Below are 12,289 nucleotides of genomic sequence, written 5' to 3'. Positions count from 1 at the left end.
GCTCGGGGGCCGGCCGTCGAGCCGCGGGCCGGCGATGGAACCCACCGTCCCGGACCCCGGGCACCGGGCGCGGCGGACGGAGGCGCGCAGGCATACCGCGCACGTCGATGATCGTCGCCCCATGAAAGCCGCCGGGCGGCGCCATAAGCAGGATCTTAACGCGACATCCTCACCCATCGACGAGAGCGCGGCGCGCGATCACAGTCTTCGTTGATCGGTTGCATCAAAATGACAATACAACCAGACGAGGTCGAACGCCTGATCAAGCGAGACCAGCTCGACGCCCTCCTGGCGAGCCTGCCCCTGACGCTCGGGGCGAACGTCTTCGTCTCGCTCTCCTTCTGCGCCATGATGTGGGGGGACGTGGCGCCGGGCATCCTCGTGGGCTGGTTGGCGCTCAACGCGGCCATCAACCTCGCGCGCCTCTGGATCGCCCGGGCCGTGCGGAGACGCGGCCTCCTCGACACGGCGCCGGACCGGGTCCTGGCCCATGCGTGGATCGGGGCGCTGGTCTCGGGCCTGTGCTGGGCCTGGGCCCTCGTCGCCTGCGCCCAGGCCGGCCAGGCCTACAACATCGCGACGGGCCTCACCTTCTGCGGCATCAACGCGGGCGCGGTCGTCCAGAGCGTCACCAACCGCGTCTCGACGCTCGCCTTCGTCCTGCCGAACAGCGCCATCCTGATCGTCATCTACCTGACCAGCGGCTCGACGCAGGCGCAGATCATGGGCGTCAACCTGCTGCTCCTGACCCTCCTGATGGTGCGCGCCTCGGGCCGGGGGGAGCGCAACTACGTGGCGGCCGCGCGGCTGCGGCACGAGGCGGACCATCTGGCCGCCTCGCTCCAGCGCGCCAACGTCGCGGCCACCGCGGCGCTGCGGCAGCTCGACCACGCCGCCAACCACGATCCCCTGACGGACCTGGCCAACCGCTGCGCCTACCGGCGGGCCTTCGAGGACAGGCTGGCGCGGGCGGCCCGGGGCGAGGGCGAGCTGACCGCGATGCTGATCGACCTCGACCGCTTCAAGGCGATCAACGACACCCACGGCCACGCCGCGGGCGACGCCGTGCTGGTCGAGGTGGCGGCCCGGCTCCGCGCCGCCCTGGGCCCGGAGGACGTCGCCGCCCGCCTCGGCGGCGACGAGTTCGCCGCGCTGATCTTCCGCCCCCGGATGGGCGAGGCGGATGCCGCGCTCGCGGAGCGGATCGTGCGCGACCTCGCCGCGCCGTTCGGCCTCGGCGGGCGGACGGTCCGGGCAGGCGCCAGCCTCGGCCTCGCCCGCTTCCCGCGCGACGGGCGGAGCCTGCAGGACCTGCAGGTCGCGGCCGACGTCGCGCTCTACGCGGCCAAGTCTGGGGGCCGCGGCACATGGCGCGACGCCCGGCGCAGCACCGCGTGCGACCCCGGCGACATGCCGGCGCGGCCCCAGGAGGCGGCTCCCGCGCCGCGCGTCGCGCGCGGATGAGCGGGCCCGCCCCGAAATGAGCGGGCGCGCCCCGGGATGAGCGGGCGCGCCCCGGACCGGTGAGCGGGGGCGCGCCTTAGCTCGGCGGAACGCGCCCGGCGCCTGCCGGTTGGACCTCGGAAGGCGCCCGGGATGTCCCGGGCGTCCCGCCCACCGCCGTTCGCCCGCTGGGCGCCCTGCCCGTCCGGAGCGCGATGGACCAGCCGACGCCGACCGCCCCCCGCGGAGCCCAGGGCCCGAGGCTAGAAGCCGGGTCCCGGGGACTCGCCCCGCACCGGGACGCCGCCGAGATCACCGCCCGGGGCCTCGCGCTCGGCGCGGCCATCACCGTCGTGTTCATGGCGGCCAACGTCTACATGGGCCTGAAGACGGGGATGACCTTCTCGTCCTCGATCCCCGCCGCGATGATCTCGATGGGCTGCCTGCGCCTGCTCGGCGGCGCCGGGATCCTCGAGAACAACATCGTGCAGACGCAGGCCTCCGCCGCGGGCACGCTCTGCAACGTCATCCTCGTGCTGCCGGGCCTCGTCCTGATCGGGCACTGGCACGGCTTCCCGTTCTGGGAGACGGCCGGGATCACGCTGATCGGCGGGCTTCTCGGCGTCGCCTTCTCGATCCCGCTGCGGCGCGCCCTCGTGATGGGCGAGAGCCTGCCCTACCCGGAGGGCGTCGCGGCCGCCGAGGTGCTGCGCACCGGCCAGGAGCACGCTGGAGAGCACGGTGGGGAGCACGCTGGGGAGGAGGGCCGGGGCAGGCCCGCGGGCGGCGAGCGCGGGCTCGCCACGCTGCTCGCCGCCGCCGCCGCCGCCGGGCTGGTGAGCTTGGCCACCAACGGGCTGAAGGTGCTGGCCGAGGGCGTGCGGGGCGCGCTGGTCGCGGGCGGGGCCGTGTTCGGGCTCGGCACCGGCTTCTCGCTGGCGCTCGTCGGCGTCGGCTACCTCGTGGGCATCGGGGCCTGCCTCGCGGTGCTCACCGGCGTGGTCATCGCCTGGGGCATCGCGGTGCCGGTGCTGACCGCGCTCGGCGAGCATGGCGGCGCCCCGGCCGAGGCGGCGCAGGCGGTCTGGGCCGATCAGGTCCGGTTGATCGGGGCCGGCATCATCGCGGTGGGCGGGCTCTGGACGGTGGGCTCGCTCGCCGGGCCGATCCTCGGCAGCGTGCGCGCGGCGCTGGCGAGCGCGCGCTCGGCCGGGGGCGAGCACGCCATGCGCCGGCTGCCCCGCCAGGAGCGCGACCTGCCGCTGCCCTGGATCGCCGGGGGGGCGCTCGCCCTGAGCCTGCCGCTGGCGGGCCTCGTCTGGCACTTCGCGGCGGCGGCCGGGCTCGGCGGGATGCTGCCGGTGCTGGTCGGCGTGCTCACCCTGTTCGTGCTGGTCTTCGGCTTCCTGATGGCGGCGGCCTGCGGCTATCTCGCCGGCCTCCTCGGCTCCTCGTCGAGCCCGATCTCGGGGATCGGCATCCTCACCACCATGGCGGCGGCGCTGCTGCTGCCGCTGCTGCTCGGCCGGGCGGCGGGCCCGGAGGGCGAGCGCTTCGTGGTGGCCGCCGCCCTCCTGGTGGCGGCGGTCATCGTCACCACGGCGTCGATCGCCAACGACAACCTGCAGGACCTCAAGACCGGCCAGCTCGTCGATGCCACGCCCTGGCGCCAGCAGGTGGTGCTCATCGTCGGCGTGGTGGTGGGCTCGGCGGTGATCGCGCCGCTGATGGCCCTGCTCTACGAGGCCTACGGCTTCGCGGGCGCCCTGCCGCGGGAGGGGATGAGCGCGGATTCCGCCATGGCGGTGCCGCAGGCGGCGCTGGTGACGCAGATCGCGACGGGCATCGTCGGCGGCACCCTGCCCTGGACCATGGTGCTGATCGGGATCGGCCTCGGGGCCGTGCTGGTGGTGCTGGAGGCGCGGCTGCGGCGGCGCGGGCTGACCTTCCCGGCGCTGACCGTGGGCATCGGCATGTACCTGCCGCTCAGCGTCGAGATGACGATCGCGCTGGGCGGCATCCTGGGCTGGCTCGCCGAGCGGCATTTGCGCCGCCGCACCCCGGAGGCGGAGCGGGCGGGCGCGGTCGAGGCGGCGCGGCGGCGCGGCGTGCTGCTGGCCTCGGGGTTCCTGGTCGGCGAGAGCTGCGTCGGGGTGCTGCTCGCCGGGGCCGACTGGCTCTCGGGCCGCTCGGGCGTGCTGGCGCTGGGCTTCGAGGGGCCGGCCGCGACCTGGCTCGGGCTCGCGGTGTTCGGTATCGGCCTCGGGGCGTTCTACCGGCTGACGGCCCGGGCGCCGGGCTGAGGCGGTCCCGAAAGGTCCCGGATTCCAAAGGTCGAGACCTTTGGCGGGTGCAGGGTGGAACCCTGCTGTTGATCTCCGCCCCCGGCGAAGCCGGGGGCGGAGATCAAACCCGGGGCTGCGCGCCCCGGACCCCGCCCAAGGGTGTGACACCCTTGGGGATCCCCGACCTTCAGGCCGGCACCGGCTCGGCGCGAGGGGCGTCGCGGCCGATCAGCATCGCCATCGCGGCGGCGACGAGGCAGAGGAAGCCCGCCGCCACGAAGGCCGAGGCGTAGTCGCCCGTGCCGGTGCGGACGAGGCCCGCCGCCCAGGCGGCGCAGGCCGCGCCGATCTGGTGGGCCGCCGCGATCCAGCCGAACATCAGCGCGGCGTTCTCCTCGCCGAAGGCGCGGCCGGCGAGCGCCACGGTCGGCGGCACGGTGGCGATCCAGTCGAGCCCGTAGAACACCGCGAAGAGCGAGAGGCCGTAGAGGCTGCCGTCGAAGGCCTGGGGCAGGAAGACGAGCGAGAGCCCGCGCAGGCCGTAGTACCACGCCAGCAGCTTGCGGGGATCGACCCGGTCGGTGAGCCAGCCGGACGCCGTGGTGCCGAGCAGGTCGCAGATCCCCATGAGCGCCAGCATCGAGGCCGCCGTCACCTCCGGGATGCCGCGGTCGAGGCAGGCCGGGATCAGGTGGGTGCCGACGAGCCCGTTGGTCGAGGCGCCGCAGACGAAGAAGGTGCCGGCCAAGAGCCAGAAGTCGCGGCTGCGCGCGCCCGCTGCCAGCCCCTGCAGCGCCCGCCGGGCCGGGTTGACGCCCCCCTTCGGGGCCGGCTGGAGCGCGCGCTCGCCGTAGCGCGGCAGGCCGAGGTCGGCCGGGCGGTCGCGCATCAGCAGCGCCACCAGCGGCACGAGGCCGAGCGCGGTCGCGGCCACCGTCAGCGCCACCGCGCGCCAGCCGTGATCGACCACGATGTGGGCCAAGAGCGGCAGGAAGACGAGCTGGCCCGTGGCGCTGCTGGCGGTCAGCAGCCCCACCACGAGGCCGCGGTGGCGCCCGAACCAGCGCCCGGCCACCGTCGCGCCCAGCACGTTGGCCACCATGCCGCTGCCTGAGCCCACCAGCACGCCCCAGAGCGCCACCATCTGCCAGGAGGCCCGCATGAACACCGTCGCGGCGGTGCCCGCGGCGAGCACGAGGAGCGCGGCGCAGACCGAGCGGCGCAGGCCGAAGCGCTCGATGATCGCCACCGCGAAGGGGCCGATCATGCCGTACAGGAAGATGTTGACCGCCACCGCCCCGGCGATCGTGGCCGTCGACCAGCCGAACTCGCGCTCCAGCGGCACGATCAGGATGCCGGGCGTCGCCCGGATCCCGGCGCCGATCAGCAGCACCACGAAGGTCACCCCCGCCACCACCCAGGCGTAGTGCAGGCGGTGCGGCAGATCTGCCGGGCCGCGGGTCGGATGCTGCACCGCCATGGGTCGGGCTCTCGTCTTCCGGGGGATCAAGCGAAGTATCACGGTTGCGCCGGGAGCGCGGCGACCAGGGCCGCGAGCGCGCCGGGCGCCAGCCGCGCCCCGAGCCGGGCCTCCACGGCGCGCCAGTGCGGCAGGGCGGCCGCGATCGCCGCCTCCCCGGCCCCGGTCAGCGCCGCCACGCGGGCGCGCCCGTCCCGCGGGTCGGGCGCGAGGGCCACCAGGCCGCGCCGCTCCAGCGGGTCGAGGTTGCGCCCCATGGTGGAGCGGTCGAGCGCGGCCTCCTCGGCGAGCCGGCTCACCGGCAGCGGCCCGAGCCGGGCCAGGATGCGCAGGATCGCGAACTGCGTCACCCGCAGGCCCACGGGCGCCAGCGCCGCGTCGTAGGCGGCGGTGGCCGCGCGGGCGGCCCGGCGCAGGGCCGTGCAGGTACAGGGGGACTCTCGAGGCGGATCTTCGGGCGGATCGCCCGGTCTAGCGGACATGGATGCGGGCATATACCCGCATGCCGGCGGCGGCAAGGGGCGGGCCCGAACGCGGGAAGGCCGCCCTGCGGCGGCCTTCCGGTCGGTGGCGCGGGTCCGGTGGGACCCCGGCTAGGGCTTCCGTGCCGGCCTCAGCAGCGGTAGCCGCCCGTGGTCTGGCCGTACTGCTTGACCGGGCGGGTCTGCTGGTTGGCGTTGCCCTCCGCGGCCGAGTCCATCGGGCAGCCCTCGTAGAAGGGCGTGTCGTGCACACCGAGAGGGGCGCCGACATAGCCCATCTCGTAGGGGGCGTAGCCGGTGTAGCGCGCCCCGTAATCGTAGGCCATGGCGGAGACCGGGGCGGCCGCCAGGGCGAGGGCGGCGCATGCGGCGGCGATACGGGTCTTCATGGTCTGTCTGGCCTTCTCGTCTCGCGGACCCGGCTATCCGGGCCTGTCATGGCCACACAACGGGCCCGCGAAGACTGCGTTCCTGTCTCCATGTGCTGCATCGCACATGCGAACGACTGTAAAACCCGGCGTCGCACCGGCCGCGGACCGCCCCGCGGCCGCGGCTTCCCGGTCCCGCCTCACCCCCGCAGGAGCAGCGCGACCGCGGCCACGGCCAGGACGCCGAAGGTCGCGATGGTACCGCCGCCCCGGCAGGCGAATTGCTGCGGCGTGTTCGGGGGCGCCAGCATGCCGACCGGGTGCGCGAGGCGGGCGACCAGCAGCACGACGAGGAGGCCCGTGACGAGCCCGTGCGCGCCCCCGCCCGCCTCGTAGAGCCCGATCAGGACGAGCGCGAACGGCACGTACTCGCCGAAGTTGGCGTGGGAGCGCACGCGCCGGGTCAGGGCGTCGCCGCCGTTGCCGAACAGCGTGTTGCCGGAGACGCGGCCGGCCACCACCCAGGCGGCGAGGCCGAGATAGACGAGGGCGAACAGGCCGGCGAAGAAGGCCGTGGTGGTCGGATAGGTCACGCGGAGGGTCCTCCTGGGGCGGCGCAGGATGTCGGCGCCCCGGCCGGCCGCCGCGGCAGGGCGCCGCCCGCCCGGGAGCTGGCCCGCGCGGGAGCGAACGAGATGGCCCCGCCCCGAGGCAGGGCGATCGCATATGGCGGGGGTCGTCTCCTCGATCGCCACTGGAACCGCGCCGCGCCCCCTCTCCCGCAGGGAGAGGGTTGGGGTGAGGGGTATGACGTATCAGGACAGCTCACGCCATCAACGCGCGTTCAGCACCGCGTTTATCCGGAAGCCTCATACCCCTCACCCGGCTTTCTGCGAAAGCAGACCTCTCCCTATGGGAGAGGGGACCCGCGCCTGACCGGGGTTAGGCTCGCTCGGCATATGCGATCGCCCTGGCCCCGAGGCGAGGCTGCGCGGCCCGTGGCTCTTGGCTCGTGGCCCGGGCCCGGGCCCGCAACGCGTCTCCGAACGGGAATCCGGGCCCAACCCGGGACCGGTCGGGGACGTTCCCCGCGCGGTCCGCGCCGGCGAGGGGCCGCACGGGAACGTGTCCGCCGCTTGTGTCAGCCCGCACCGTCCGTCAGGGCGCGGCCCGCGCCGCGGTCGACTTCGGTGCCCCCCTGGCCCTAGCTAGGCCCGAGGCTGCTGCCGATTCGGGAGAGATTCCATGGCCATGGACACCCATCCGGACCCCGCTTCGGAGCCCGCCCTGGAGACCGCCACCGCGCTCGCCAGCGCCGCGGCCAAATCCGCCCGCTCCGACCTGATCGCGGCCGCCGCCGAGACGGCCGCCGGGCGGGGCGAGCCGGGCGGCTTCGTGCGCGACCTGTTCGGGCGGGTGCCGCCCGAGGATCTCGGCCCCTACCCCGCCGAGGCGCTGGCCGACCTCGCCGCCCGCGCCCGCGCGCACCTGGCCGAGCCGCACCGGCCGGGCGAGCCGGCGAGCGTGCGGCTGCACGACGTCACCGTCACCCGGGACGGGCGGCCGCGCGACCTGACCCTCGTCGAGGCCGTCAACGACAACCGGCCCTTCCTGCTCGATTCCTGCCTCGCCGAGATGACCGGCCAGGGACTGGTGCCGCTCCTCGTCGCCCACCCGATCCTCGGGGTCGAGCGCGACGGCGCGGGCGCCCTCCTGCGCGTCGTCGGCGAGACCACCGCGGAGGCGGCCGGCGACCTCGCCCGCGAGAGCCTGATCCAGATCCATCTCGACCGCCTGGAGGGCGAGCCGCGCCGCCGGCTGGAGGCCGGGCTCGCGGCGACCTTCGCCGACGTCGCGGTGGCGGATGCCGACCGGCCCGCCATGCTGGCCCGCCTGGAGGCGCTGGCCGCCTCCTACGGCGAGGGCCCCACGCCGCTGCCCGCGGACGAGATCGACGAGGCCCGCGCCTTCCTGTGGTGGCTGCTCGACGGGCATTTCACGGTGCTGGGCCTGCGCGAGCACGGACTGGAGGAGGACGCGGCCGAGGGGGAGAGCCTCGGCGTGCTGCGCGACCCCGCGCTCGCCGTGCTGCGGCGCGGCCGCGAGCTCGTCGGCCTCAGCCCCGAGATCCGCGCCTTCCTGGCCGAGCCGCAGGCGCTGATCATCTCGAAGGCCAGCGTCAAGTCGCGCGTCCACCGCGCCGCCCATCTCGACTACGTCGGCATCAAGCTGTTCTCGGACTCGGGCGCGCTGGCGGGCGAGCTGCGGGTGGTGGGCCTGTTCACCGCCTCCGCCTACACGGCGCCGGCCCGCGAGGTGCCGGTGCTGCGCCGCAAGGTGGCGGCGGTGGTGGCGCGCGCCGGGCTCGACCCGACGAGCCATGCCGGCCGCGGCCTGATCGCGGTGCTGGAGACCTACCCGCGCGACGACCTCTACCAGATCGACGTGGAGCGCCTGACCCGCTTCGCGCTCGCGATCACGGACCTCGCCGACCGGCCGCGGGTGCGGGTGCTCTCGCGCATCGACCGCTTCGGCCGCTTCGTCTCGCTCCTCGTCTACGTGCCGAAGGACCGCTACGACACCCGCGTGCGCGCCCGCATCGGCGCCTACCTCGCGCAGGCCTACGGGGGCCGCCTCTCGGCCTCCTACGCCGACATGCCGGAGGGGCCGCTCGCCCGGCTCCACGTCGTCGTCGGGCTCTCCGAGGGCGCGCCCGAGCGCGACCCGAGCGTGCTGGAGGCGGGCGTCGGCGCGCTGGTGCGGACCTGGGCGGACGGGCTGCGCGCCGCGCTCGCCGAGGCCCGCGACGGCGCGGAGGCCCGGCGCCTGTTCGGGGCCTACGCGGAGGCCTTCGGGGCGGCCTACCGGGAGAATTTTTCGCCCGAGGTCGCGGTCTCGGACATCGCCATCCTGGAACGGCTCTCCGAGGCCAATCCCCGCGCCGCCGACCTCGGCCGGCGCGAGACCGACCCGGATTCCCAGGTCCGCCTCAAGGTGTTCTCCCGCGGCGCCGCGCTCGCCCTCTCCGACCGGGTGCCGGCCCTGGAGAACATGGGCTTCCGGGTGATCGACGAGCGCACCTACCGGGTCACCGCGCCGGACGGGGCCCGCGTCTGGCTGCACGACATGCTCTTGGAGCGGGCCTCCGGCGCCGCGGTCGATTTCGCCGCGCTCGAGCGCCCGCTGGAGGAGGCGCTGATCGCGGTCGGCGAGGGCCGGGCCGAGTCCGACGCCTACAACCGGCTGGTGCTGGAGGCCGCGCTGCCCTGGCGCGAGGCGGCGCTGCTGCGCGCGCTCGGGCGGTATCTCCGCCAGCTGCGCATCCGCTACGGCCAGGACTACCTCGCGGCGACGCTCAGCCGCCATCCCGAGATCGCGCGCGGCGTCGTCGCCCTGTTCCGCGCCCGCTTCGATCCCGGGCTCGCGGGGGACCGCGAGGCGGCCCAGCGCGCCCTGCGCGAGGAGCTGGAGGCGCGCCTCGCCGCGGTGACGAGCCTCGACGAGGACCGGATCCTGCGCCGCTTCGTCAACCTCGTCGAGGCGGCCGTGCGCACCAACCTCTACCAGGCCGGGCCGGACGGAGCGCCCCGCGAGACGATCAGCTTCAAGTTCGCCTGCGCGGCGGTGGCCAACATGCCGCTGCCCCGGCCCTTCTTCGAGATCTTCGTCTATTCCCCCCGCGTCGAGGGCGTGCACCTGCGCTACGGCTACGTCGCCCGCGGCGGCCTGCGCTGGTCCGACCGGCCGGAGGACTTCCGCACCGAGATCCTGGGGCTGGTGAAGGCCCAGCAGGTGAAGAACGCGGTGATCGTGCCGGTGGGCGCCAAGGGCGGCTTCTTCCCGAAGCGCCTGCCGCCGGCCTCCGACCGGCAAGCCTGGCTGGCGGAAGGCACCGAGAGCTACCGGGTCTTCATCCGGGCGCTCCTGGAACTCACCGACAACATCGTGGACGGGCGGATCGTGCCGCCCGAGAACACCGTGCGGCAGGACCCGGACGACGCCTACCTGGTGGTGGCGGCGGATAAGGGCACCGCGACCTTCTCGGACATCGCCAACGCGCTCTCGATCGCGCGCGGCCACTGGCTCGGCGACGCCTTCGCGTCGGGCGGCAGCCAGGGCTACGACCACAAGGGCATGGGCATCACGGCCCGCGGCGCCTGGGAGGCGGTGCGCCGCCACTTCCGCGAGATGGACGTGGACGTCCAGGCCGATCCGGTGACGGTGGCGGGCGTCGGCGACATGTCGGGCGACGTCTTCGGCAACGGCATGCTGCTCTCGGCAAGCCTCAGGCTGGTGGCGGCCTTCGACCACCGCGACATCTTCCTCGACCCCGATCCGGACCCGGCCGCGAGCTTCTCCGAGCGCCAGCGCCTGTTCGGCCTGCCCCGCTCCTCCTGGGCCGACTACGACCGCGGCCTGATCTCGCGGGGCGGGGGCGTGTTCTCCCGCAGCCTGAAGGCGATCCCGCTCTCCCCGGAGATCCGCCGGGTGCTCGACATCGACCGGGCCGAGGCCGCGCCGGCGGAGGTGATGCAGGCGATCCTGCGCGCGCCCGTCGACCTGCTCTGGTTCGGCGGCATCGGCACCTACGTGCGCGCGGGGGCGGAGACCGACGCGGATGCGGGCGACCGGGCGAACGACGCGGTGCGCATCACCGGCGCGGAGCTGCGCGCGAAGGTCGTCGGCGAGGGCGCCAACCTGGGCCTCACCCAGCGCGGGCGCATCGAGGCGGCGCGCGCGGGCGTGCGGCTCAACACCGACGCGATCGACAACTCGGCGGGCGTGAACACCTCGGACGTCGAGGTGAACATCAAGATCGCCCTGATGACCCCCGAGCGCGACGGGCGCCTGGGGCCCGAGGACCGCAACCGGCTCTTGGCCGCGATGACCGACGAGGTCGCGCGCCTGGTGCTGCGCAACAACGCATTGCAGACGCTCGCCCTCTCGCTCGCCGAGCGGCGGGGCGCGGGCGAGGCGGCCTTCGCCGCCCGCACCATGCAGGTGCTGGAGGCGGAGGGGCGCCTCGACCGCGCGGTCGAGTTCCTGCCCGACGACGCGACGCTGGCCGAGCGCCTGCGCCGGGGCGAGGGCCTGACCCGGCCCGAATATGCGGTGCTGCTCGCCTACGCCAAGCTCGCCCTCTACGACGCGCTGCTGGCGGGCCCCGCGGTGAACGACCCCTATTTCGAGCGGGAGCTGCAGCGCTACTTCCCCGGGGCCTTGCGCGAGAAATTCCCCGACGCCGTGAAGGGGCACCGGCTGCGGCGCGAGATCATCGCGACGGCGCTCTCCAACATCATCGTCAACCGGGGCGGGATCTCGCTGGTCACGCGGCTCGCCGACGAGGCGGGGGCGGAGCCCGCGGGAATCGCCCGGGCCTACGCGGTGACCCGCGACGCCTTCGGGCTGATGGAGCTGAACGCGGCCATCGACGGGCTGGCCGGCCGCATCCCGGGCGCGGCCCAGCTCGACCTCTACGCGGCGGTGCAGGACCTGCTCACCGGGCGCATCACGTGGTTCCTGCGCGAGATCGACCTCTCGGGCGGGATCGCTCCGGTGGTGGCGCGCTACCGCGACGGGGTGAGCGCGCTGGTCGCAGCCCTCCCCGCGGTGCTCGACGCGGAGGCCCGCGCGGCGCTGGAGGCGCGCCGGGCGGAGCTCGCGGGCCTCGGCGTCGGCGAGGCCGCCGCGGGCCGGCTCGCGGCGCTCGGCCGGCTCACGGCCGCGCCCGACATCGTGCGGGTCGCCGAGACCAGCGGGCGGCCGGTGGCGGAGATCGCCGCGACGCATTTCGCCCTGGAGCGGGCGTTCCGCCTGGGCGACCTCGCCGCGGAGGCCAGGGCGGCGCCGGTCTCCGACACCTTCGACCGGGTCGCGCTGGAGCGGGCGGTGGCGGGCATCGCCCGCGCCCACCGGGCGCTGACCGCCGAGGTGGTGGGCGACGGCGGCTCAGGCCCGGAGGCGGTCGAGGCCTGGATCGCGGCCCGGGGCCCCGGCCTCGCCCGCATCCGCGAGGCGGTCTCCGGCATCGCCGCCTCGGGGCTCACGGTGGCGAAGGCGAGCGTCGCGGCCGGGCTGCTCGGCGACCTCGCGCGGACCTGAGCCGGCAGGTCCCGGATTCCAAAGGTCGAGACCTTTGGCGGGTGCAGGGCGGAGCCCTCCCGTCGGCTCCCTCGCCCTGGCAGAGCCAGGACGAGGGAGCCGAATCCCGGGGCTGCGCGCCCCGGCCCC

At 75.1% G+C, this 12,289-nt stretch carries 7 protein-coding genes; 3 read left to right on the top strand and 4 right to left on the bottom strand.

Features of this window, described 5'->3' with window-relative positions:
• Positions 1-228: 228 nt before the first annotated feature.
• Both MFF56_RS32115 and MFF56_RS13730 read left to right on the top strand, forming a co-directional pair.
• On the top strand, positions 229-1,464 hold the full coding sequence (locus MFF56_RS32115; protein ID WP_066923510.1) for a GGDEF domain-containing protein: 1,236 nt from the start codon (positions 229-231) through the stop codon (positions 1,462-1,464).
• A 194-nt stretch (positions 1,465-1,658) separates the two neighbouring features.
• Positions 1,659-3,746, top strand: coding sequence for an OPT family oligopeptide transporter (locus MFF56_RS13730; protein WP_238230134.1), 2,088 nt, complete (start codon positions 1,659-1,661; stop codon positions 3,744-3,746).
• A 169-nt stretch (positions 3,747-3,915) separates the two neighbouring features.
• Here the strand turns inward: MFF56_RS13730 and MFF56_RS13725 are convergent, their stop codons facing one another.
• The 4 genes from MFF56_RS13725 to MFF56_RS13710 all read right to left on the bottom strand — a co-directional run bounded on the left by MFF56_RS13725 (position 3,916) and on the right by MFF56_RS13710 (position 6,651).
• On the bottom strand, positions 3,916-5,208 hold the full coding sequence (locus tag MFF56_RS13725) for an MFS transporter (protein WP_066924858.1): 1,293 nt from the start codon (positions 5,206-5,208) through the stop codon (positions 3,916-3,918).
• Positions 5,209-5,246: 38 nt separating this feature from the next.
• On the bottom strand, positions 5,247-5,690 hold the full coding sequence (locus MFF56_RS13720) for a MarR family winged helix-turn-helix transcriptional regulator (protein ID WP_238230133.1): 444 nt from the start codon (positions 5,688-5,690) through the stop codon (positions 5,247-5,249).
• Positions 5,691-5,821: 131 nt separating this feature from the next.
• On the bottom strand, positions 5,822-6,079 hold the full coding sequence (locus MFF56_RS13715; RefSeq protein ID WP_066924653.1) for a hypothetical protein: 258 nt from the start codon (positions 6,077-6,079) through the stop codon (positions 5,822-5,824).
• Between the two features lie 179 nt (positions 6,080-6,258).
• The gene (locus MFF56_RS13710) at positions 6,259-6,651 is read right to left on the bottom strand and encodes an MAPEG family protein (protein ID WP_066924651.1); all 393 of its coding nucleotides are present in this window, start codon (positions 6,649-6,651) and stop codon (positions 6,259-6,261) included.
• A gap of 658 nt (positions 6,652-7,309) precedes the next feature.
• Here MFF56_RS13710 and MFF56_RS13705 point away from each other — a divergent pair.
• Positions 7,310-12,160, top strand: coding sequence for an NAD-glutamate dehydrogenase (locus tag MFF56_RS13705; RefSeq protein ID WP_066921445.1), 4,851 nt, complete (start codon positions 7,310-7,312; stop codon positions 12,158-12,160).
• Positions 12,161-12,289: the final 129 nt, after the last annotated feature.

Origin of the sequence: Methylobacterium hispanicum, assembly GCF_022179285.1 — a bacterium.
GTDB classification, from domain to species: domain Bacteria; phylum Pseudomonadota; class Alphaproteobacteria; order Rhizobiales; family Beijerinckiaceae; genus Methylobacterium; species Methylobacterium hispanicum.
Note: the sequence above shows the minus strand (reverse complement) of the source record. Positions and strands in the feature narration are given on the sequence as shown.

What these genes read in the sequence shown, in the direction of transcription:
- MFF56_RS32115 (WP_066923510.1), top strand. Translation starts at nt 229, where the DNA reads ATGACAATACAACCAGACGAGGTCGAACGCCTGATCAAGCGAGACCAG.
- MFF56_RS13730 (WP_238230134.1), top strand. Translation starts at nt 1,659, where the DNA reads ATGGACCAGCCGACGCCGACCGCCCCCCGCGGAGCCCAGGGCCCGAGG.
- MFF56_RS13725 (WP_066924858.1), bottom strand. Translation starts at nt 5,208, where the DNA reads ATGGCGGTGCAGCATCCGACCCGCGGCCCGGCAGATCTGCCGCACCGC.
- MFF56_RS13720 (WP_238230133.1), bottom strand. Translation starts at nt 5,690, where the DNA reads ATGTCCGCTAGACCGGGCGATCCGCCCGAAGATCCGCCTCGAGAGTCC.
- MFF56_RS13715 (WP_066924653.1), bottom strand. Translation starts at nt 6,079, where the DNA reads ATGAAGACCCGTATCGCCGCCGCATGCGCCGCCCTCGCCCTGGCGGCC.
- MFF56_RS13705 (WP_066921445.1), top strand. Translation starts at nt 7,310, where the DNA reads ATGGACACCCATCCGGACCCCGCTTCGGAGCCCGCCCTGGAGACCGCC.